The organism is Psychrobacter sp. DWR1-2-3 (assembly GCF_049896465.1).
GTDB classification, from domain to species: domain Bacteria; phylum Pseudomonadota; class Gammaproteobacteria; order Pseudomonadales; family Moraxellaceae; genus Psychrobacter; species Psychrobacter maritimus.
The window spans coordinates 73520-96760 of record NZ_JAFCUJ010000006.1 but is presented as its reverse complement, the minus strand read 5'-3'; the positions used below and the strand labels follow the sequence as shown (position 1 = coordinate 96760).

Here is a 23241-nt window from a genome sequence, read left to right as displayed (position 1 = left end):
ATTAGATGACTGCCAGCAATGGCGTACTTGAGGAAATAATATAATGGTAAAAAGCAATTCGTCGCAGGCAAGTTTTGCTCGTTGGTGGCGTCAAGTACTGTTTGTCCCTATGCTGCATAGCAAATGGCTAACGCCCGCGGCTAAAGCGCGGCTGACAGAGCAGGTGACGTTGGCTGAGCGTGGGCATCGCGGTGAGGTGTTTTTAATTATAGAAAATCACTTACCTGTCCAAGATGCCTATCGTCTTGACTGTCGTGACCGGGCGATTGATTTGTTTAGTGAATATCGCGTTTGGGATACGGAAGAAAATACGGGTGTTTTAATCTACGTCAATATCTGCGAGCATAAGCTTGAAATCGTCGCGGATCGCGGTATTAGCACGCATGTGAGCCCGACTGTGTGGCGCGCCATGTGTGAAAAAGCGGTCTCAGGTATTGCCAATCAAAAAACTGAAGAAAGCTTAGCGGAGCTACTAGATGAGGTAGGTCAGTTATTGCGTCAGTATTATCATCTAGGCGATGATCCCGCCGGTAATGAGCTGTCTGATACTGTGGTATTTTTAAAATAGCGTTTTTAATACTGTATTTTTGAAATGGCTTTTATGCAGTAACCCTTATTATGAAGCAACCCTTATTATAAAGTTACCCTTATAAAGTCGTGTTTATAGCTGAATGCAAGGGTTTGCTGTTTGTCTATGGGGTTTTACGGCCAATTGAAATATAATAGCCTTTATAAATATACCCCGCTGACAAACGCAGCGCTTAATAAAAACCACTACTGGAACATTATGATTGAATTAATAAAGAAATTACCCAAAGCAGAGCTGCATTTGCATATTGAAGGCTCATTAGAACCTGAGCTGATGTTTAGATTGGCGAAAAAGAATAATATAGACATCCCTTATAATGACATCGAGGATGTACGCCGCGCCTATAATTTTACCAATCTACAAACCTTTTTAGATATCTATTATGCGGGCGCCAATGTCCTAATGACCAAAGACGATTTCTACGATTTAACGTGGGAATATATTTTAAAATGTGTTGAAGACAATGTCATTCATACTGAGATATTTTTTGATCCGCAAACCCATACCGCAAGAGGCGTGCCTTTTGCAGCCGTTATTACTGGCATCAAAGAGGCACTCGATGATGCTAAAGAAAAATACGGCATCACTTCTTGTATCATCATGTGTTTTTTGCGTCATTTATCGCAAGAAGATGCCTTTGAAACCTTAGAAGAAGCAATGGCATTTAAAGACGATATTATCGGTGTCGGTCTTGATTCTTCGGAGCTGGGTAACCCTCCTGCCAAGTTTAAAGAGGTCTTTAAAAAGGCCAAAGAAGCAGGCTTTACATTGGTCGCTCATGCTGGCGAAGAAGCCGATTTTTCGTATATTTATGAAGCGTTAGATTTACTGGGTATTAGTAGAATCGATCATGGTGTGCAATCGATAAAAAGTGCCGCATTGATGCAACGCCTAAAAGAGGAGCAAATGCCGCTGACGGTTTGCCCAAACTCTAATATCGAACTTAAAGTTTTTGACAGCTATCAAGCGCATAATATCAAAGCGCTGTTAGATTATGGTCTTAATGTCAGTGTCAACTCCGACGATCCTGCTTATTTCAAAGGCTATATCAATCAAAACTTTATCAATTTATGTGAAAATCTGCCGCTAACGGAAAACGATATCATTACTTTGGTAAAAAACTCTTTTAGATCATCATTCATAGATGATGAATTAAAAGAAGCATACTTAGCGAGAGTTGATCTTGCGCTGCAATAAGCATTGATGTAGTAAGGCACTGATTGAATAAAGCACTGATTGCATATATCTTTAATAATAAAGGCTTAACGATTGATTCAATCGTTAAGCCTTTTGTTTTGTCATTTGCTATTATTTTAGGGTCAAGCGATTATAAAGCAGTGATTTTTTGGATTAATAACGGCATCACCATTCCTGCTTTTTCCGCTAAGGTGATATCCACGATGGCATTGGGTGTCGGATTTGGATTTATCTCGATGATTTTGGCACCATTATCTTTTGCTAACAGTGCCAGCCCAGCGGCAGGGTAGACGAGACTTGACGTACCAATACTGATAAAAGCCTCACAATTAGCCGCCGCTTGTTCAGCCGTCTCCCATGCTTGTACGGGCAACGCTTCACCAAACCAAACGATATCTGGTCTAATATAACCATCACAATGCGGACAGCTAATCAGCGCCTCACTATAATCCATAGTGTCGGCGCTGCTGTATGAGCCTCTAGACTGCTTCTGATAGGGTGTCTTACATTGGCTACAGCGATTACGCCATAGATGTCCATGCAGATGAGTGACCGTACTGCCAGCCTGTTCATGCAAGTCATCGACATTTTGAGTAATAAGCGTTATGTGCTGGCCAGAGGATTGGCTATGATACTGCCACTGCGCTAAGGCGTCATGGGCGGGATTTGGTTTTTTATCGGCGACCACTTGTCTGCGCCATTGATACCATCCCCAAACCAGCTTTGGGTCACGTGTAAAAGCCTCTGGCGTCGCCAAATCTTCAGCGCCATAGTTTTCCCAGAGGCCTGTTTGCTTATCTCGAAAAGTAGGAATACCGCTTTCTGCGGAAATCCCTGCGCCAGTTAAAATACAAATGCGCTGTTTTGCGCCAAGTAGTTTGGCCGCACGCTCGACTTCTGCTATTAACGCTGCTGATAATTCTGCTAACATGACCTAACCCTTATTAACAATGGATATAGACTTCTATGATAGATGGAATGTGGTGGCTTGTCATATTGCTGGCGGTCGTCGTTGGATTATGGTTGTTGGCAAAATCACGCGCCCCTAAAGCTGCTGATAAGCATAGTTCAAAGTCGACAGCTATGAAGACACCGATAAATGATGCGCTGCAAAAAACCTCAGAGTTGCTAAAGCAGCATTTTCCTGACTACCGTGTCAACCGCAAAGCCAATCATTTGCTTATCAGTAAGCAAGATAAAAAAATTGCCATGATTACGATTGATAAAAAGATTGCCGCCGGTCAGCGCCGTTTAGGTGACGTACCTGTAATCAATTATCACCGTGTACCCAGCCGCGCTCAATTAACCGCAAATTTACAAGATGCAGAGTAGGGTTATATAAATTAAATAGATTTAACAACTCTATGTACAACATTTTATCGATGTTAGCGCACAACGATAGGCAGCAGTTAAGAACCCCAAACGTTGCTGTCAAAGGGTTATAGAGATAATAGGTGAGACTAGGAAAAGGTAAAATACTGCTGATTATGGTGATTGGTGCGCTCGGCGGGAATCGAACCCACGACCCTCGGCTTCGGAGACCGATACTCTATCCAACTGAGCTACGAGCGCATAATTTATTGACTAAAAACGTACTAATTAACGCCCTGTATAAACGAGGATGATTAGCTGTCGTTAATACTGCGAGACGTCTAAAAATTAAGACCGCTTAGTCTAACAAATAAAAGCCATAAAGCCAATGAATGAAGGTCGCTATTGAGGTTTTTTAAGAAAAAACACCATAGTCAGCAAACAGGCATGGCAATCTACCTGTCTTTTCCCTTATAATGTCAGGGAGAATCCATATTTATAATCACCGATTACAAGCGCGCCTGCATGCGGGATGGCTGTTTGCTATTGATAACTGGTTTGGTTGTCAAAGGAGGACAGACAGAATGTCCAAGCCGTGTCGGCCCTTGTATACGCAATAAGAGAACGTGACGAATGAGAAAAGTAGTTATGTTATCGGCAGCTGCCATTCTAGGAATCGCTAGTATCGCTGTGAGCCAAGCTGAAAGTGTTGTAGACACTCCTGTAACCATCTCTGATGTTGCAGAAGGGCAAGACGTTGTCGAAAATGCGCCGCAAAAACTGGGTGATGATACCCAAGCGGCTGCAGATACCACCGATGGGGCTGCACCTGCTGATGCCGCTGCAACTGCAACAGACGGCGCTGATGCCGCTGCGCCAACTGAAGCAACTGCCGCTGCAGCACCTGCTGCTGAAGAGCCAATTCCAGAGGACACGCCGCAAGTACAAAAGCTGATTGCTTTGTATCCTAACTTGATTGCTCGTATTCAACCTGTTGCTAAAGTATGCTTTGAAGACGACGAAGTTTGTGACGTGACCGCACGTTCTGCTGGTCCAGCTGCAGGCGATGGTCCTCGTGATGGTAAAGATGTTTATAACGCTGTCTGCCAAACTTGTCATGCGTCAGGCTTACTTGGCTCACCTATGTTAGGTGACGCTGGTGCTTGGGGACCTCGTATCGCAAAAGGTACAGAGACTTTGTATACCCATGCTATCAATGGCTTCAACGCCATGCCTGCCAAAGGCGGCGCGGATATTCCTGATGAAGAAGTACAAAGCGCGGTTGATTATATGATTGGTGAAGCAAGCTAGTTTTTATTAGTTATTAGTTATTAGTTATTAGTTGCTAGATAATAAGCTACATTTAGCCAAATGGTTTTTAGGCTTATGAGTTAACTGTGTAAGCATGATTTATTGCTAATAAATCTATTCAGCCTTTTAACGCCTGTATTGATAAAGCGTCTATTTCATTTAATGAGGTAGGCGCTTTTTTAATGATGAGTATTATCAATATGATACTTCTCATAGGGAACAGTTGAAATTCATTGCTAGTAGCCTCACTTTATGACATTACATCGTCTCTTCTAGATATTAGTATGCTAAAAAATACCAGTATGCTAAAAATCGCTGTCCATACAAATTTATAACCAATAAAGAGGTATTCATGTCTGAAGTACCAGCACTTGCTATTCAGAATTTATCCAAAACCTATAGCAATGGGTTTTCGGCACTCAAAGATGTCAGTTTAACCGTCCCGCAGGGTGGTTTTTTTGCGCTGCTTGGGCCAAATGGTGCTGGTAAGTCAACGATGATTGGCATTATTAGCTCACTATTTAAGCCGACGGCCGGTAGCGTAAAGATTTTTGGCACGGATTTATTAGAAAATCCTTCGGTGGCCAAGCAATACCTTGGGGTTGTACCGCAAGAATTTAACTTTAATCAGTTCGAAAAAGTGGAAGACATCTTGATTACTCAGGCGGGTTACTTTGGTATTTCTGCCAAAGAAGCACGTCCACGGGCCAAGCGCTTACTGACCGCGCTCGGGTTATGGGACAAACGTGATAGCAAATCACGCGAATTATCAGGCGGTATGAAACGCCGCTTGATGATTGCTCGCGCATTGATTCATAAGCCAAAACTGTTGATTCTTGATGAGCCAACGGCTGGTGTTGATATCGAGCTGCGCCGCTCTATGTGGGAGTTTATGCAGCAGATTAATATCGAAGAAAACACCACTATTATCTTGACCACGCACTACCTAGAAGAAGCAGAGCAGCTGTGTAAGCGTATCGCGATTTTGGATCATGGTGAGATTCGTATTAATACAGAAATGAAAGATTTACTTGCTCAATTATCGGTTGAGACTTTTGTTTTTGATTTAGAGACGCCGCTTACGCGTCAATTAGATTTGACTGGGATAACGGGATTGTCGCAGCCAGATGAGCAGACGCTGGAAGTGACTTTAACAGAAGGCGAGTCGTTAAATGGTGTCTTTAACCAATTATCAGAGCAAGGCATTACTGTGGCGAGTATGCGTAACAAGGCCAACCGCTTAGAAGAGTTGTTTATGCGCTTGGTAGACAAAAATATCGATAGTGCAGACAGTATGAAGGAGGCGGGACTATGAGTCAGGACATGAGTGATATGAATAAAGCAGCACAGGTATCTCGTCCTCATGACGGTTTAACCATCGCCCAAAAGTGGATTGCATTTCGCACTATCTTAGTCAAAGAAGTGCGCCGGATTTTACGTATTTGGCCGCAAACGTTGTTGCCGCCAGTCATTACCATGAGCTTGTATTTTGTCATCTTTGGTAAGATGATTGGCTCGCGTGTCGGTGAAATGGGCGGCGTGCCATACATGCAATTTATCGTACCCGGTCTAATCATGATGTCGATTATCACCAACAGTTACTCTAACGTGGTTTCGAGCTTCTTTAGTGCTAAATTTACCGCCAGTATCGAAGAGCTTTTGGTTTCGCCGGTGTCTAAGCATGCAATTTTGATGGGTTATATCAGTGGTGGTATCTTTCGCGGACTGGCGATTGGTATTATCGTCTCGATAGTGGCGCTGTTCTTTACTGACCTTGGTATCGAGCATTTATTTGTGACGGTATTTACGGTGCTTGGCACCTCTATCTTGTTTTCATTGGGCGGCTTTATTAACGCAGTATTTGCCCGCTCATTTGATGATATCTCCATCATTCCAAGCTTTGTATTGACGCCACTGACTTATCTTGGCGGGGTGTTTTACTCGATGGAAAATCTGTCACCATTTTGGCAAAACGTCTCGTTATTGAACCCGATTGTCTATATGGTGAATTCGTTCCGTTATGGCATCTTGGGATATTCTGATGTCAATGTTTGGTATTCGATGGCGGCGATTTTTGTATTCTGTGCGATATTTTATACCATCGCTTATCGATTATTGAGTAATGGCTCACGCGTACGCTTGTAGTATTTGCAGTTTAGCAGGTCATAGTTTTACTACCTGCTTGACCTAGTTGGTAATTGGCCATTTCAATAAGACTTTAACGCTTTAATATTAGGAAGATAAATGAGTATTCACGGTATCTTGGGTGAGCAAACTACCGACTATCCGACTGAGTATAGTCCAGAGACGTTATACCCGATTGCTCGTAGTATGGGACGTGATGCGATTGGCTGGCAAGACGATAAACTAAAAGTGGGCGTTGATTGGTGGCAGGCGTTTGAGCTGTCTTGGTTAAATTCCCAAGGTATTTCACAAGTGGCTATTGCACGCTTTGGTATTCCGGCAAGCTCGCCATTTATCGTTGAGTCAAAGTCGCTTAAGTTATATTTAAACAGTATTAACTTTACTGAGTTTTCTGGCTGGGACGATGTGCAAGCGCTGATAGCCAAAGACTTATCAGCCTGCGTACAAGCAGAAGTACAGGTTGAGCTATTTGATTTAAATGATGACCTGAACGATAAAGCAACACGCTTATTGATTGCACAACCTGAAGGTGTTTGCATCGATGCGGCGCTTGCAAATAGCAGCGAGAAAGTAGCGCTAACGGAGCATCCTGATGCGTCATTATTAGCTAAAAATGAAAGCGATTTTAGAGACTCTGAAAAAAAAGTTGGCAAAAATTTCAGTTTTTATTCTAACTTGCTGCGTAGTAATTGTCCGGTGACCAATCAGCCAGATTGGGGCACATTGGCGGTTTCGATAAGCAGTGAAAAGCCAGTTAATACCGCCAATATGCTGCGTTATATCTTAAGCTTTCGTCAGCATAATGGTTTTCATGAGCAATGTGTCGAGCAGATATTTGCTGATTTGAGTCAATACTATCAGCCAAGTACATTGATGGTTCGCGCATGGTATACACGCCGCGGCGGTATCGATATCAATCCTTGCCGTGTCAGTGATATGAGCTTATTACCTAAACCAAGCCGTTTAATACGTCAGTAGGTAAAAGGTTGGCTTTTCATCATTTACTGAGCAATTAGTGTAGACATAACAAAGCGCCTATCTTATTCACTAAGATAGGCGCTTTGTTATGGCATAAGTTTTATTAATAAAACTATTTGCTACTTACTTTCGCCATGACTTCTTCACGGCTAAGCATTTGCTTTTCTGCCTCACGGCGATTGACGTATTCGTATTTGCCTTCAGCCAAGTTACGGTCTGAAACCACGATACGATGTGGAATACCAATCAATTCAAGATCGGCAAACTTAACGCCTGGACGCTCGTTACGGTCATCAAGTAGTACATTGATGCCTTGCGCTTTTAGCTCTTCATACAAAGCGGTCGCCGTCTCCATGACGGTCTCTTCTTTTGACTTCATCGGAATGATAGCCACTTCAAAAGGCGCAATCGAGTCATCAACGGTTGGCGTTTTTGGCCACATGATGCCGTTTTCGTCGTTGTTTTGCTCGATAGCAGCAGCGATGATACGGCTAACGCCAATACCATAACAACCCATCATTAGAGTGACAGGCTTGCCATCTTCACCAGATACGGTAGCATTCAGCGCTTGCGAGTACTTATCACCCAACTGGAAGATATGACCGACTTCGATACCACGTTTGATTTTTAGCGTGCCTTTACCATCTGGAGAAGGGTCGCCTTCTTGTACATTGCGCACATCAACAATACGAGTAATGCTTGCATCACGTACCCAGTTCATACCAACGGTATGTTTATTGACTTCATTCGCGCCCGTGACAAAATCTGACAAGGTGGCGGCTGAGCGATCGACAAATACTGGCATATCCAAATCAACACCGATAAAGCCTTTATGCAGACCCGCTGCTATGAGCTCTTCATCAGAGGCCATCGTAAGCGGCACATTGGCTTCTTCGATTTTTTCAGCTTTAATGGTATTGAGCTGATGATCGCCACGTAAAACGATAGCGATTAATTGCGGCTCACCATCTTCAGTATGACCATGAACGATTAAGGTTTTCACCGTCGTCTCTAGCGGTACGCCTAGATGTTCAGCAACCACTTTACAGCTGGTCATGTTTTCCGTTAAGACGTCTTCGCGCTCCATCTTCGGCGGCTGACGCTCAGCGGTGCTTACCGATTCAGCAAGCTCGACGTTGGCCGCATAATCAGAAGAATCTGAGAAGGCGATATCGTCTTCGCCGCTATCTGCCAACACATGGAACTCATGCGAAGCAAAACCGCCGATAGAACCCGTATCCGCTTGTACCGCACGGAAATCCAAACCCAAACGGGTAAAGATGCGCGTATAAGCGTCATACATATCATGGTAAGTCTTAGCGAGTGACGCTTGGTCAACGTGGAACGAGTAGGCGTCTTTCATGGTAAATTCACGCGCACGCATTACGCCAAAACGCGGACGAATCTCATCACGGAACTTACCTTGGATTTGGAAAAAGGTAATCGGCAACTGCTTATAACTGCGCAGCTCGCCTTGGGCAAGATTGGTGATGACTTCTTCGTGCGTCGGGCCCAAAACAAAATCGCGGTCATGACGGTCTTTGAAGCGTAATAGCTCAGGACCATAATCGTCAAATCGACCGGTCATCTGCCAAAGCTCAGCAGGTTGGGTCATTGGCATCAGCACCTCTTGAGCGCCGACGTTTTGCATCTCTTCGCGAACGATGCGTTCGACTTTTTGCAACACGCGCAAACCTATCGGCAACCAGATATATAATCCAGAAGCGATTTTACGAATAAGACCTGCTCTTACCATTAATTGGCTTGAGGCGATATCAGCATCGCTGGGAGTTTCTTTTAGCGTGGCAAACAAAAATTGACTGGCTTTCATAAATAAAGCATAACCTTATCAACGATAAAATAAATAAGAAATAGTAGGATATTGAGCGTGTGCTTTGATGGCCGACGCAAGCTTACCTTTTATCACTTGGTAATAGTCTAGGACATGCCTAGCTAAAAAGTACTGCGACAAACAGTACATCAGTAGAAAGTGCGTTCATAAAACGCCTTGCAAAAAGGCTGGAACTTTTCATTTTGTATTAAACGTCCATATTGGCAACGTCATATTTTAGACATATAAGCCAGAAAAATAGGTGTACGCCAACATTTTGCTTATACAATCTGACTATGTTAGGTAAAGTTCGCCTAAGACGCAATGACTTTTTGTTTTTTCAGCCAGAACATTACTTAAAGAGCCAAATATGTTGGTATTAATTCGATTATTTAGCGGTTTTAAGCATATTTATAGCAAATAATGAGCTGACTTCTTCGCCATAGCACTATTGAGAATTATGTAGAGTATTGGTAGTTATTACTTGAAGTTAACGCGCGCAACTAGCATTTATATCTTAGATTTCGATATTAAATATTTAGCTTTTTAACTCGCTTATAAAAACAAAAAAACTTTGAGGTAGTTTACATGACCAATCCTGAGAACCATTCTTCTATCAGTAATAATAATGCCAATCAGCCGCCTGCGAAAAAACCCATCGCTATGATGTCGTGGTTGGTATTGATGATTGGTCTTGCCGCGCTCGTTTTTGCGATTTATAGTCTGCAAAAAAGTAGCAAAGAAGCGCCGATAGAGACCATTACCCGTGAAGGGGTGGTGATGCAGATTCAGAAATTGAATCGCTTGGAGACGGTGGCGTTTAGTGTTGATACGGTGATTACTAGCCAAAAATCGGGCAGTTGGATGAAGCTGTGGCAAGATGAGCAAAAAGGCTTGTTTATCGCTCGTGGGCGCGTAGAAGCGGGAATTGATTTGAGTGCTTTAACGCCTGAGATGGTACAAGTGATAGCGCCTGCTGAGGCTGCTATAAAAAATGCTGAAAGCGTTGATGCCAATAATCCCGTCTCTATCATGCCGCAAATTCATATTACTTTGCCGCCATCAGAGGTGTTTTCGGTTTATTTAGACGATATCGAGATTTATGATTGGCAAACGGGTGCTTTTGGCATGATGCAGGTTGATCCAAAGATTTTGCAACAAGCGCAAAGTATGGCGAAAAAGGAAGTGCTTGAACGTGCTTGCCGCGGTGATGTGATGAATATGGCATTAGAAAATGCGCAAACCCAGTTGCAGCAGTTATTTTCATTAACTGGCGCAGTAGTAACGGTAACCACGCAGGGCGCAGGGGCATGTCAGATGCCAGTGACTAATGCTTAAATGGTTTAAATGGTTTAAATGGTTTAAATGGATTGGATTTTGGCATTGTAAGGGGTTAGCACGAGGAGAGAGATTTCGGTGTTCTGATAAATATCTTCGCCAGTTAACAGTTGTTGCTTGAAATGATGAGTAATAGGGTTATTATATTATATAGCAGGACTTATTTGTGATTAACGACAGACTTATAAATGCTGTCGTTCAAATAGACCTATATCTCATATAATGTAAGAGGTGGCATCTATGACAACTTCTAATAATCAGCCGTCTGCCCATGAGAAGCAAAAATTAACCAAACATCCTAAAGCAAAAGGGTCGCTATCGTTTGCGACTTGGGTACTGTTAATTCTTAGTTTTACCTTATTCGCTTATGCCATTTACACCATTAAGACGCGGATATTAGAGTCAGATACTGATAGAGCGAGTGCGCCACAAAGTAGTTTGGTGCAAACAGACAGCTAAGGCTTTTAAAATCATGACTATTTTTTAACTCATAACTGAGTTTTAGTTCATGGCTATTTTTAGTGTATAACTGTTTTTAAACTTAGAGCTGTTTACACTCAGTCTTATCTTTTAAATTCTGCAATCGCTAATTGCCGAGCCGCTTTATGTTCAACTATTGGTATTGGATAGTTAATATTAGCAAACTTACCACCCTTAGCCAGTTCTTTACGCATTTTATCCTCGCTATGCAAGATGCTGGCAGGGACGTCTTTTAATTCCGGTAGCCAAGTCTTGATAAATTCGCCGTCAGTATCGTGAGTTTTGGCTTGGCTAAAGGGGTTCATAATACGGAAGTAGGGCGCAGCATCCGTACCTGTTGATGCACTCCACTGCCAGCCGCCGTTATTGGAAGCAAAATCACCGTCTATCAGCTGCTGCATAAAGTAGCGCTCACCTAAGCGCCAATCAATCAGTAAGTCCTTGGTCAAAAACATCGCGGTGACCATCCGCAAGCGATTGTGCATAAAACCAGTGGCATTTAGACAGCGCATTGCGACATCAACTAAGGGCACGCCTGTCTTACCTGTGCACCATGCCTTAAAATCATCATCGTTATATGACCAATGAATCTTACTATCTGTCTCTTCTTTATAAGCCTTGTGGCGGATGAGGGTTGGCTTATCTACTAAGACATGACGATAAAAATCTCGCCAAGCAAGCTCGCTTATCCAGCGATTGATGTCATTGTTGTCAGAGTTCTTAAGGGCGTTGCCATCATCACTGTGCAATTCTTCCAGCGCTTTTGTGGCTTGCAGATAACAAAGTCTCGGACTGATTGAGCCAATAGTCAGGTAAGCTGATAAATGACTAGTCGCGTGCAAGCTTGGCACATCGCGGCTGATATCATAGTTATTAATATCATCAGCGATAAACTCCTCTAAACGCTGGCAAGCAGCGTTTTCGCCAGCAGGGTAAGCTTCTCGAACGTAATCAAGCTGTGCGTCCATATCAATATGCTTTAATGAATCAATACCTTCTAAACAGCCATCTTGTAATGTCTTTTGATAATCACTAACAACATTTTCACTTAACTTTTCTATATCTTGGATAGTCGTGGCGCTGGCTTTCGAGGTTTTCAGCTTGGCGTTGTTGTTGTTATTTATAGCTGCTGCTTCATGCATTTGTATGGTGCTAACATCTAAGGTATGCCGCCATTTTTTATAAAATGGGGTGAATACCTTGTACATGCTGTCGCCATCGTTGGTGGTAATGCTTTGCGGCGGCAAGATACATTGGTCATGCCAGCGAATAAATTCGATATCGTTTTTTGCCAGTTGTTTGGTGAGTTTTTCATCACGCTCAATCTCATTGCCTTCGTACTCATGATTTGCCATCACACAGCTGATGTTATTAGCCTCACATAATGTGCTTAGCGCCTCGACACAATCAGAAAAGCTTGGACAAACCTGTACGTTCAATGTGATATTCAATTGTTTATGCAAAGATGTTGCTAAGATTGGCAAGGTGCGGGCGATGTGGTCGAGCTGTGTAAGTGACATATCGTGCGCTTGCCACTGTTCAGGCGTAAGGAAAAACATAGCACTGATTTGCGCCTTGTCTGCGTTCGCCCGCTCACAAAGTGCCGCCAACGCCGTATTGTCATGCAGCCGCAAATCACGACGAAACCACATTAAGTAATGCGGCATACTGACATTCTTATTATCATGATTTTCGTCATTTGCTGACGCTGTCTTAGACATTCAATTATTCCTATTTTAATCAATCGCAATCATAAACAAAACTATGAATAAAAGTATGCTAGGATAAGTTTTTGGATGCAATTGATTTGCCAATTGATTAACAAATCAGCATCATATTTAGGGATTAGAGTTTAGCGTGAACTTGTCAAATGATGTCATACTCAACACCACCTTTAACGTTTTAAGGTCATATAATGCACGTTAAGTTTTGCGGCTTTACCCAGCTTAGTGATATCAATACCGCTGTTCAGATAGGTGTTGATGCGGTCGGTTTGGTGTTTTATCCGCCCAGTCCACGTGCTGTGACGTTAAAACAAGCGCAAATATTAAGCGCGGCTTTACCTGCTTTTGTCAGTGTCGTAGCGTTAGTGGTCAATATGGCTCATGATGAGTTGATTGAGCTGGCAAATAATGTCCCTTTTGATATCATTCAATTCCACGGTGATGAAACGCCTGAGCAGTGTCAACAGCTGGCAAGTGCCGTCAATAAACGCTGGATGAAAGCGCTGCGTATTAATGCTGAGCAAGATACTGTGGAAAATGTAAGCGCACGGATTGACAGTTTTGCCGCCGCAGGGGCGAGCAGTATTTTGCTTGATGCTTATCATCAGCATAAATATGGCGGTACGGGTGCGCGCTTTGATTGGAGCCTGATTCCAGATAATAGCTCACTGCCGATTATCTTAGCGGGTGGACTGGATGCCGACAATGTCGCTGCGACTCTTGATTTGCCTATTTATGGCGTCGATGTTAGCGGCGGAATTGAGGCTGATAAAGGTAAAAAAGACGCTGCTAAAATGCGTGCCTTTATGAAAGCAGTCAAGCGTGACCGATGGCAAAACGAGACGGTCACTGACGTCATCTAAGATAATTGCTATATTTGTGTTATTTATTCTTATTTAAGCGTTATTCCGACTTCCTGATTGAGGCTTATGTTTCCCCGTCTCCATAGTTATCCCAATTTTTATACCATTACTCCTTATATCAAAAGATACCACTTATCGTAGGAATTATCATGAGTCATGCCACGAACAAAGCACCATCTGCTACTGCACAATCTATAAACACCTTTACCAATCCAACAGACGTACAAGACTTTAACCAATACCCTGACGCACGCGGACATTTCGGCGTTCACGGTGGTCGTTTTGTATCTGAAACCCTGATGGCCGCCTTAGAAGAGTTAGAAGCGCTATATACCAAAGTAAAAGCTGACCCTGCGTTTTGGGAAGAGTATCATAATGATTTGGTCAATTATGTTGGTCGTCCAACACCGCTTTATCATGCTAAGCGTTTAAGCGATGAGATTGGCGGTGCGCAAATTTATTTTAAACGTGAAGACTTAAACCATACTGGCGCACATAAAGTGAACAACACCATTGGACAAGCGCTCCTTGCCAAAATGTGCGGTAAAAAACGTATTATTGCGGAAACTGGAGCAGGTCAACATGGCGTTGCAACGGCAACGATTGCCGCGCGCCTAGGTCTAGAATGTATCGTTTATATGGGTGCTGATGATGTCGAGCGCCAAAAGATGAACGTTTATCGTATGCGTTTGCTAGGTGCGACCGTTGTACCTGTTACCTCAGGTTCACGAACCCTAAAAGACGCGATGAATGAAGCCATGCGTGATTGGGTGACCAACGTCGATAGCACTTATTATATTATCGGTACGGTTGCCGGCCCACATCCTTATCCGCTACTGGTGCGTGATTTCCAAGCGATTATTGGTAAAGAGGCGCGTATCCAACATTTAGAAAAAACGGGCAAATTACCAGATGCACTAGTTGCTTGTGTTGGCGGTGGCTCAAATGCTATTGGTCTATTTTTTGACTTCTTAAATGATACTGAGGTCAAAATGTATGGCGTTGAAGCAACGGGTGACGGTATTGAAACCGGTCGTCATTCAGCGCCATTGGCCGCTGGTCGTATCGGCGTGCTACATGGCAACCGTACTTATCTGATGGCAGACGATGAAGGTCAAATTCAAGAAACGCATTCTATCTCAGCTGGTCTTGACTATCCTGGCGTTGGTCCTGAGCATAGCTTCTTAAAAGATATGAAGCGTGTTGAATATGTTGGCTGTACCGATAAAGAGTCATTGGCAGCCTTTCATGAAGCGACACGTAAAGAAGGCATTATCCCTGCGCTCGAATCTGCCCATGCGGTTGCCTATGCGCTTAAGCTGGCTAAAACCATGACCCCTGAGCAAACCATTATCGTCAATATGTCAGGTCGCGGTGATAAAGATTTGCATTCGGTAATGAAGGCGGAAGGGATTGAGTTGTAGTCGCGTATTTTATTGCGCGCTATAAATCCGCTTTTATAAAATAAATTGATTGGCTCTCTCATTAAATCGTAGAGGGTCAATATAGCCAGTTTGAATTAATTGTAGAGAACACTATGACCCGAATTGAAAGCACCTTTGAAACCCTAAAAGCCCAAAATAAAAAAGCCCTGATTCCTTACGTGATGGCGGGCGATCCAACCCCTGATAACTTTGTTGGCTTACTACATGACTTAGTCAAGCACGGCGCAGATATGATTGAAGTGGGCTTACCGTTTTCTGACCCAATGGCCGATGGCCCAACGGTCGCATTGGCGGGCGAGCGCGCTTTAGCAGCAGGAACGAGTACGCGTGATGCACTAAAAATGGTGGCAGAATTCCGCAAGCAAGACACGCAGACGCCAATTATCCTCATGGGTTATCTTAATCCCGTTGAAATCATTGGTTATGATAACTTTGTCGCTTTATGCGAGCAGTCAGGCGTTGATGGGATTTTGATGGTTGATTTGCCACCAAGCGAGGCGGGCAGCTTTACTCAGCATTTAACTGAACATGCGATGAATGAGATTTTCTTATTATCGCCGACCACTTTGCCTGAGCGCCGTGAGCAAGTACTGACCCATTGCGGTGGTTATATTTATTATGTGTCGCTTAAGGGCGTGACTGGCTCGGCGACGCTAGATACCGATGATGTTGCGACCCAAGTGCAAGCGATTAAAGCGGAGACCGATTTGCCAGTATGCGTGGGCTTTGGGATTCGTGATGCAGCATCAGCGAAAGCAATCGGTAAGCATGCCGACGGTATCATTGTAGGAAGTACGTTGGTGCAAAACTTTGCTGATATCGATGCTAAAGATGCCTCTGCGGTTGCAAGCGCTCAGCAAAAAATCATGGCAAAAATGGACGAGCTACGCGGCGCACTCGATAGTTTAACGGTCTAATATTATATTGAGTGTATTGGCATCAACGTGTGAATGGCTCAGCAACGTCATTATCTTACTATTTATAAGAGGGGCGATAGCTGTTTTTATATCAAGGATTATCGTAACTTTTATAACAATGTTTATAAAGACACGGTTAAATGACTTTGCTAAAGTTAGTTTACGTGTGTAAACTAACATCATATATAAATTGTTACAGTTGCGCATAAGCGTGCTTTATAACTGCTCATGTTATAAGGCTATGTGACTTTTAAATTGATTCTTATAAACGGACTTCTTAGGGACAAGTAACTAAGCCAACTTGTCGATAAGCCTTTGATAATGGCGAATAATATGACTGATACCATAACACCAGATACTATAAATAATAATGCTGCGAATAACGGCGCCGCGCCAAACGGTAATACCGCAGGGCAATCGTGGTTTAATCGCCCGATACCAGGTATTAAGCAGCAACTGACCGCACCTTTAACGGCGGTAGAGACTGAACCGTCAACGAAATGTAGCAGTTGTCATTCAATGATTACCAATACCGCGCTGATTTTTAATTGCTATGTCTGCCCGCATTGTGACCATCATTTACCGATGAGTGCTCGTGAGCGCTTAAACTGGTTGCTCGACCAAGTAGAGGGTGAGCTAGGACAGCAGTTCACTGCCAAAGATCCATTGAGCTTTGTGGATAGTAAGCCGTACCCGCAGCGCATGACCGAAGCACAGGACAAAACCGGCGAGTCTGAAGCGCTAATTGTGATGTACGGTAAATTGCGCAATCTTGATATCGTTACTTGTGCCTTTGACTTCCGCTTTATGGGCGGCTCTATGGGCTCGGTGGTCGGCGACCGTTTTGTAGAGGCCGCTGAAAAAGCCCTTAAAGATAAAGTGCCATTAGTCTGCTTTGCTGCTTCTGGCGGTGCGCGCATGCAAGAAGGGCTACTATCATTAATGCAAATGGCTCGTACTGCGGCGGCGATTGAACGCTTACGAATTGCTGGCGTGCCGTATATTGTGGTATTAACCAATCCTGTTTATGGCGGAGTGACGGCATCGCTTGCTATGTTAGGTGATATCCATTTAGCAGAACCAAAAGCCATGATTGGTTTTGCGGGCAAGCGCGTGATTGAACAAACGGTGCGTGAGACGCTAGAAGAGCCGTTCCAGCGTGCTGAGTTCTTGTTAGAGCATGGCGTTGTCGACGAAGTGGTACATCGTCATCAATTGATTGATACCATTTATCGTTTGCTTGCAAAGCTATGCCGCGTACCGAATGTTGCTGCTTAATATGTGCTAAGCTGGTTTAGCAAGCAGGTAATCGAGCTTATCAATACTGAATAGCAGGTTTAGCTTTGCCGACTAAGTATAATCAGTGCAATATAAAATAAGAACGTTAGAAATAGCGTTCTGCGGGTATAAATTTTCCTCGCTTGCTGTGCGCTTCGCACCCTAGAGGCTTTGCAAAATTTATCCCAGCAGCACTGTACTCTTTTTAAACTGTATACTTTTTAAACTAAATCGACTAAGTCACACTCACTAATAGCATTTATCGTTAATAACGGTAAATGCTATTTTTGCTTTTTGGTCAGGTAGTTATATACTGTCTCTATTTTCTTAATGAATATCTTTTAAATAACTAGTTCCTAACCGACTATTTCAATATAGGTTCCGCTCATGTCTGACTCTTCACTTTCTACCTCTACCACTCCTACTGAGCACTCGAGTTTGACCGAATGGCTTGATTATATGCAGCAGATTCATGTCTCGGCGATAGATATGGGGTTGTCGCGAGTATTGCCGGTTGCTGAGGCATTAGGCGTGGTACAGTCAGCCAAAGACGATGCTTATGTATTTACCGTAGCAGGCACCAACGGTAAAGGCTCAACGACTGCGGTCATCGCGCAAATATGCCAAGCGGCAGGTTATAAAACCGCACTGTATCAATCACCGCATCTAAGTGTATTTAACGAGCGCGTGCGTATCAATGGCGAGATGGTCAGTGATGAGACGCTAATTGATGCCTTTAGCAAAGTGGAGACGGCGCGGTTGCGGTGCGCTTTAACCTTGTCATTCTTTGAGATGACAACGCTTGCAGCATTATTAATCTTTGCCGAAGCAGATTGCGATGTCTGGGTATTAGAAGTTGGGTTAGGCGGTCGCCTTGATGTGGTCAATATTATCGATCCTGATATGGCGGTGATTACCAACATTGCCATCGATCATGTCGATTGGCTAGGGGATAATGTCGAAGATATCGGCCGTGAAAAAGCAGGTATTTTACGTGATGGTATTACTCTAGTTTATGGCGCTACTGCGATGCCAGCTAGTGTACAACAAGCGATTACTACGCATCAGGCAACTTGTTATCAAGCTGGGCAAGACTTTGATTATCGTGAAGTGGATACCGACGTTTGGCAATACAGTAATGCCGCTGTCACCATGCAGCTACCACGCCCAGCGCTATCGTTGACCAATACCGCCAATGCCTTATCAGCGGTGCTGGCAAGCCCATTAAATATTGATAAAAAGGCTATCGAACAGGCATTGCAGACGGTCAAGCTCGCTGGTCGTTTTGATTATCGTGAGACGCATAACCGTCATTGGTTGTTTGATGTGGCGCATAACGAGCAAGGCGTTGAGTTTTTATTGGCGCAATTATTACCGCTTTGGCAGCAGCATTTGGCAACGCAAAATAGCGCTGATGCTCTCAATCAAGGCAGCAATCAAAGCAGCAATCAAGCCAACCGTAAACCTGCCAGCATTAAAATGCTGTTTTCTATGTTGGGCGATAAGGATATCAATAAAGTCGTACAGCGTTTGACCGAAGCGGGCTTGCCTATTAGCGATTGGTTTATCGCTGAGATTGATTATCCACGGGCGGCGAGCACTGAGCAGCTGCAAAGTATCTTAGCAAGCTATGTCGATAATGCGCAAATACATGAGTTTAAACGTTTATCAGAAGCCACCGATGCCGTTATAAATGACAGTCAAGCGCAAGACTTAATCGTGGTATGTGGCTCGTTCCATACGATTGGCGAGGCGCTAGCGGCACTTGCCGATGATGATTTAAGTTAAAATCGTATTCACATAATGTTAATCTTAGCAGGAGCATGATGGCAGACAGTATGAAAAATATGCTTTATAATCAAATTGATTTAGCATCCTGCTATACAGTGCTATGAGATATATGCTCAGCATAACCTTTATAAATGGATGGACGTAACCGGCGGCAATAGCAACTATTTAACTATCAAGGCTGTTTATCAAAGCGATTTAGACTATTTAAGTATAGTTTTAAGACGACCGTTTTTGAAATGATAGTTTTTGAAACGACAGTTGCGCCGCTCAATCAACCTTATTACCAACTAAGAGACGTAAACGGATGAACTTTTCGAGACAAGCCTTATTGGGCATTGGGATGATTATAGGCGGTAGCGTGATGCTATACGCCATGGTGCAACAAATTGGTGATAGCAATAAACCCCAACCAGCGTCAGCGATGATAGATAAGCCAAGCCCCGCACAAGAGTCTCCGCAGCCATTGACGACTGATATCGAGACTGAAAAGCGCATCTTGGCACAAAAACAAAAAGAGCGCGCCGCTCGTGTTGCAGAACAAGAAAAGCGTGCTCAGCAGTTCTTAACCGAACAAGAAGCGGCTGAAGCACAAGCATTGGCAAAAGCCCGTGCGGAAAGTCAGCAATATATGGCCAGTAGCGCACCAGCTGCTGAAGAAAGTAAAGAGTCAGAGGCTGCAAAAAACAACCTTGCAACGCCAACGGTAAAGCCTCGTACGGATAGCAGTAATAGCACTACTGCTTCAGCTGAAAATGATGCAAAAGCTCGCGAGCAGCAAAAAGTTACCCAAGCGCAACAAGAAGCTCAGCGCCAAGCCGCCCTTAAAGAACAAGCGGCTGCTAAGAAATTAGCAGATAGTAAAAAGGAAGCTGAGGCAAAAAAGCAGGCTGATGCTAAGAAACAAGCGCAAGCTGCCGCTGAGAAAAAGCGAGAGGCAGCAGAAGCAGCTAAAAATGAGCCACCAAAGTCGCCTTCTGATTACCAAGTAAAAAAAGGTGACGGGCTGATTAAACTGGCGCGGCAATACAATATGCCGGTAGAAGTCTTGGCACAAGCGAATAATCTATCACCTTCAACATCACTACAACTGGGTCAAAGCCTTACCATTCCATCGCGTAAGCAGGTGGAGCGCTTAGCGCGTGAAGCAGCGGCAGCTGAGCAGGCGCGTGAAGACAAGCGTCAAAAAGAAGAAGCGTTAGCCAAGAAGTCGGCCGATGCCAAGCGTGAGGCGCAGCAGAAACTTAGTGAGGCGCGCAAAGAAGTGAAAGAAACCGATGCTAAAGGTAGCTTTGGCGTGCAAGTGGCCTTGGCAAATGACCAAGCCAAAGCGGATGAGCTGGCAAAGAAATTCCAATCTGCCGGCTATCAAGTAAAAACTAGTCCTACCAGTCGCGGTGTACGCGTTATCGTTGGTCCTGAGCGTGGCAAAGTTGCGGCATTGGCCTTAAAAGATAAGATTAATAGTGACCCCAAAGTTAATACGACAAGTGCTTGGGTCTTATACTGGCGCTAAAGTAGCGTTTATAGTGCTGTAACCCGATAACTATTATTGCTAAATACATAGCTACATTTTAATTCGGCTGGTTTATATCTTTATCGCTGTAGCTAATTTTATTCAAACACGACATCTATTGTCGTGTTTTTTGTTTTATCGTTTGCCGATTGGCTTAAGCTTGGTTACGATGAGCGCCGCTCTTTCCTATTTCTTTCTGTTCCTCTCTGTACTGTATAACCTGTCAGCCTACAAAGGCTGCCCTGTCGCGGTTGGCCATGTGTTGTCATTTTTTTTAGTGACATCAGCACACGTAGCTGACGGCTTTCATTATGTATAAGGTAAAACCATGTCATTTGGCGTTATATTTTTAATATTGGCGATTGGATTTGTAGGGTTGATCACCCTGCCAAAACTGTTCTCTCCTAAGCAAGTTACTGAACCTGAACCGCCGCCTGTACGCGGTGATGAGCTGGCTATTTGGCCATTTGCGCCGATGCCTATTATGACGGATACGGAAGTGATATTTTTTAATAAATTAAAAAATGCTTTGCCAGAATATCATATTTTTGTTCAAGTTCAGCTGTCACGTATCATCGAAGCCAATAGCAGTGAAACCTCAGAACGCAGTTTTTGGTTTAATCGTATTTGTCGTCAAAGCGTTGACTATGTCATCGTTGATGTCGATGCACAGACTACTTTGCTCGCCATTGAGCTTGATGATTGGACGCATAGCAGTAAGGCACGGCAAAAGGCCGATGATAAAAAGGATAAAGCGCTTGCCAGTGCGGGTATTGCTATCGTCCGTTTTCATGCCGAGCGTATGCCAAGTGCTGATATGCTGAGATATGAGCTGATGCAGGTGATTGAGAGTTATTGAAAGGCATAGATAAGTGTTAATAGGTATTAAACCAAAATATAAGCTAGGCAAAATTAATCATCTACACAATCACGCAGCCGAGGATAAATGACAATCGGTCTATCACCTTCAAAGTAGAGCCCTGTTTTTAAGATAGCATTTTCAGAATTGATAAGTGGCAACTGACGACCATCGTAGAAGTCGCGCTTGCTAAACCATTCGATATAATGGGCGGCGCGCAATACGTTGATATCAAACTTCGCAAGACTCATGCTATCAGTTTTATCGCACCATTCGTGTATGGGGAAGCTGGGTGTTAGCCAGTGAGGATAGACGAAATTAGCGACATTCATTGGCAAAAAGAATCGCCCTTTTATGACGCCATAACGCTTATCAATCTTAACTTGTCCATGCTTCTCAGTATCGACCCAAATGCTACAAAACTGCTTGGTTTGCATATGGGTCATTTTGCGCTGTAGATTGTCGTTGGAGTTGATCCCAACCCAATTAATCGGCTCAAAAGGTGCGGCACCCATAAAAAACTTAATCGCCAATTCCCAATGTTCAGTGAGCTTTTCCTCATGATTATACAAAATCAAATCCAGCTCACCAATCGTCTGTTTGCCATTGTATAACTGCACGTTATTAGCAAGCGTCTCATACGAATGCAATTTGCGCGCAAAGCCATCTTCTAGCCAAAATGACAATAAGCCTTCAAAGTGAAAACCCAAGCGATTGGGGCTAGGACGTTTTAATAAATAGCGGGTCAGTGCCTGATAGTCATTGGTGGTATCCAACTCCTTTAAACGTTGCTGATAAGCTTCAAACTGCTGTTGCCAAAAGCTTGCGCTATGTACGAAGATAGCATGGGTATTTTGGTACGGTGCTACATCTAGCCACTCCGTCAAGACGTTAGGGCAGGCAAGCACATACGCCAAATCACGCACATAAGGTCGCTGGTACGCTTCCCAAGTCGCATAATTGGCATGAGTTGCGAGAGTTGTAGGGCGTGGCACGCTAAGCTCAGACATAGGTCAAATCAGAATAAATATAAAGTATTTACCCTAGCGGCTCAATTGCTAAAAGTCTATAGGCAATCGTAATATGTTAAGATTGTAGTCATCTGGCAGCATATCTTTTGCCAATTATTCAATAATAATGAGGGCTAAAAAATGAAATATCTTTTGCAAGTAGACTTTCCTTATAGCGGACCTTTTGGCAGTGCGTTTTTTGACGCCATGAAAGAGCTGGCCGAAGACATCGCAACCGAGAACGGTCTGGTCTATAAGCTATGGACAGAAAATGAAGAGACGCAAGAAGCGGGCGGCATTTATGTATTTGATAATCTGGACGATGCCAACAGATATTTAGAAAAGCATACCCAAAGGCTGACCTCATTTGGTTTTAAAGACATTAAATCTAAAGTATTTGTCATCAATGAAGCGCTAAGTACGATTACTAAAGCATCTTTGTAATACTTAATGAAGAATAGTTAAGTATAAAAAAAGCCAACCATTAAAAATAATGATTGGCTTTTCTCTTTAACTACTATATTTGGTCGGAACGGCAGGATTTGAACCTGCGACCACTACACCCCCAGTGTAGTGCGCTACCAGACTGCGCTACGCCCCGAATGACTGACTATTTTACGCAAAATTATGCATATTGCAAGGGCTATTTATTTTAGCCAAA

21 protein-coding genes and 2 tRNA genes are annotated in these 23241 nt (G+C 43.5%); 17 read left to right on the top strand and 6 right to left on the bottom strand.

What is annotated here, in order from left to right; translation table 11 throughout:
* Positions 1-43 precede the first annotated feature (43 nt).
* Positions 44-568, top strand: coding sequence for a TPM domain-containing protein (locus tag ACP7AA_RS10925; RefSeq protein ID WP_201562721.1), 525 nt, complete (start codon positions 44-46; stop codon positions 566-568).
* 219 nt (positions 569-787) lie between these two features.
* Positions 788-1786 (top strand): adenosine deaminase, encoded by a 999-nt coding sequence (locus ACP7AA_RS10920; protein WP_201624114.1) that lies wholly within the window; start codon positions 788-790, stop codon positions 1784-1786.
* Between the two features lie 130 nt (positions 1787-1916).
* On the opposite strand, the gene ACP7AA_RS10915 is transcribed toward ACP7AA_RS10920, so the two are convergent.
* Positions 1917-2717, bottom strand: coding sequence for an NAD-dependent deacylase (locus tag ACP7AA_RS10915; protein ID WP_201624112.1), 801 nt, complete (start codon positions 2715-2717; stop codon positions 1917-1919).
* Positions 2718-2752: 35 nt separating this feature from the next.
* Between ACP7AA_RS10915 and ACP7AA_RS10910 the strand changes: the two genes are divergently transcribed.
* Entirely contained in the window at positions 2753-3118 is a 366-nt protein-coding gene (locus ACP7AA_RS10910) for a hypothetical protein (RefSeq protein WP_426223570.1), read from the top strand.
* Between the two features lie 163 nt (positions 3119-3281).
* Here ACP7AA_RS10910 and ACP7AA_RS10905 read toward each other — a convergent pair.
* Positions 3282-3358, bottom strand: a tRNA-Arg gene (locus ACP7AA_RS10905).
* Positions 3359-3730: 372 nt separating this feature from the next.
* Here ACP7AA_RS10905 and ACP7AA_RS10900 point away from each other — a divergent pair.
* The 4 genes from ACP7AA_RS10900 (at position 3731) to queF (ending at position 7531) form a co-directional block, all read left to right on the top strand.
* Positions 3731-4408 carry a c-type cytochrome gene (locus tag ACP7AA_RS10900; RefSeq protein ID WP_426223569.1) on the top strand — a complete coding sequence of 226 codons (678 nt, stop codon included), beginning with the start codon at positions 3731-3733 and terminating at the stop codon, positions 4406-4408.
* A 352-nt stretch (positions 4409-4760) separates the two neighbouring features.
* A complete protein-coding gene (locus ACP7AA_RS10895; RefSeq protein WP_201562712.1) occupies positions 4761-5723 on the top strand; it encodes an ABC transporter ATP-binding protein in 963 nt (320 codons plus the stop codon).
* Positions 5724-5740: 17 nt separating this feature from the next.
* The gene (locus ACP7AA_RS10890; protein WP_201562788.1) at positions 5741-6553 is read left to right on the top strand and encodes an ABC transporter permease; all 813 of its coding nucleotides are present in this window, start codon (positions 5741-5743) and stop codon (positions 6551-6553) included.
* A gap of 99 nt (positions 6554-6652) precedes the next feature.
* On the top strand, positions 6653-7531 hold the full coding sequence (gene queF / locus ACP7AA_RS10885; RefSeq protein ID WP_426223568.1) for an NADPH-dependent 7-cyano-7-deazaguanine reductase QueF: 879 nt from the start codon (positions 6653-6655) through the stop codon (positions 7529-7531).
* A gap of 112 nt (positions 7532-7643) precedes the next feature.
* Here the strand turns inward: queF and ACP7AA_RS10880 are convergent, their stop codons facing one another.
* Positions 7644-9362: a proline--tRNA ligase gene (locus tag ACP7AA_RS10880; protein WP_426223567.1), complete on the bottom strand. Its 1719-nt coding sequence runs from the start codon at positions 9360-9362 to the stop codon at positions 7644-7646.
* 588 nt (positions 9363-9950) lie between these two features.
* Between ACP7AA_RS10880 and ACP7AA_RS10875 the strand changes: the two genes are divergently transcribed.
* Positions 9951-10700: a DUF4230 domain-containing protein gene (locus ACP7AA_RS10875; protein WP_298907876.1), complete on the top strand. Its 750-nt coding sequence runs from the start codon at positions 9951-9953 to the stop codon at positions 10698-10700.
* 240 nt (positions 10701-10940) lie between these two features.
* Complete coding sequence (locus tag ACP7AA_RS10870; protein ID WP_426223566.1) at positions 10941-11159, top strand: hypothetical protein; 219 nt, start codon at positions 10941-10943, stop codon at positions 11157-11159.
* A gap of 104 nt (positions 11160-11263) precedes the next feature.
* Here ACP7AA_RS10870 and ACP7AA_RS10865 read toward each other — a convergent pair whose 3' ends face one another.
* A complete protein-coding gene (locus ACP7AA_RS10865) occupies positions 11264-12901 on the bottom strand; it encodes a cryptochrome/photolyase family protein (RefSeq protein WP_426223565.1) in 1638 nt (545 codons plus the stop codon).
* A 194-nt stretch (positions 12902-13095) separates the two neighbouring features.
* On the opposite strand from ACP7AA_RS10865, the gene ACP7AA_RS10860 reads away from it, so the two are divergent.
* The 7 genes from ACP7AA_RS10860 to ACP7AA_RS10830 all read left to right on the top strand — a co-directional run bounded on the left by ACP7AA_RS10860 (position 13096) and on the right by ACP7AA_RS10830 (position 21570).
* A complete protein-coding gene (locus tag ACP7AA_RS10860) occupies positions 13096-13767 on the top strand; it encodes a phosphoribosylanthranilate isomerase (RefSeq protein WP_426223564.1) in 672 nt (223 codons plus the stop codon).
* A 149-nt stretch (positions 13768-13916) separates the two neighbouring features.
* Positions 13917-15191: a tryptophan synthase subunit beta gene (gene trpB, locus ACP7AA_RS10855; protein ID WP_227671025.1), complete on the top strand. Its 1275-nt coding sequence runs from the start codon at positions 13917-13919 to the stop codon at positions 15189-15191.
* 113 nt (positions 15192-15304) lie between these two features.
* Positions 15305-16129, top strand: coding sequence for a tryptophan synthase subunit alpha (gene trpA, locus ACP7AA_RS10850; RefSeq protein ID WP_426223563.1), 825 nt, complete (start codon positions 15305-15307; stop codon positions 16127-16129).
* A gap of 321 nt (positions 16130-16450) precedes the next feature.
* Positions 16451-17407, top strand: a complete 957-nt coding sequence (gene accD / locus ACP7AA_RS10845; protein WP_314885121.1) for an acetyl-CoA carboxylase, carboxyltransferase subunit beta — start codon at positions 16451-16453, stop codon at positions 17405-17407.
* A gap of 387 nt (positions 17408-17794) precedes the next feature.
* Positions 17795-19195, top strand: a complete 1401-nt coding sequence (gene folC, locus ACP7AA_RS10840) for a bifunctional tetrahydrofolate synthase/dihydrofolate synthase (protein WP_426223562.1) — start codon at positions 17795-17797, stop codon at positions 19193-19195.
* 307 nt (positions 19196-19502) lie between these two features.
* Positions 19503-20711: an SPOR and LysM peptidoglycan-binding domain-containing protein gene (locus ACP7AA_RS10835; RefSeq protein ID WP_426223561.1), complete on the top strand. Its 1209-nt coding sequence runs from the start codon at positions 19503-19505 to the stop codon at positions 20709-20711.
* Positions 20712-21039: 328 nt separating this feature from the next.
* Complete coding sequence (locus tag ACP7AA_RS10830; RefSeq protein WP_426223560.1) at positions 21040-21570, top strand: DUF2726 domain-containing protein; 531 nt, start codon at positions 21040-21042, stop codon at positions 21568-21570.
* 53 nt (positions 21571-21623) lie between these two features.
* Here ACP7AA_RS10830 and ACP7AA_RS10825 read toward each other — a convergent pair whose 3' ends face one another.
* The gene (locus ACP7AA_RS10825) at positions 21624-22580 is read right to left on the bottom strand and encodes a DUF1853 family protein (RefSeq protein ID WP_426223559.1); all 957 of its coding nucleotides are present in this window, start codon (positions 22578-22580) and stop codon (positions 21624-21626) included.
* 141 nt (positions 22581-22721) lie between these two features.
* Between ACP7AA_RS10825 and ACP7AA_RS10820 the strand changes: the two genes are divergently transcribed.
* Positions 22722-23024: a monooxygenase gene (locus ACP7AA_RS10820; protein WP_413501303.1), complete on the top strand. Its 303-nt coding sequence runs from the start codon at positions 22722-22724 to the stop codon at positions 23022-23024.
* 80 nt (positions 23025-23104) lie between these two features.
* On the opposite strand, the gene ACP7AA_RS10815 is transcribed toward ACP7AA_RS10820, so the two are convergent.
* Positions 23105-23181, bottom strand: a tRNA-Pro gene (locus ACP7AA_RS10815).
* Between the last annotated feature and the right edge of the window lie 60 nt (positions 23182-23241).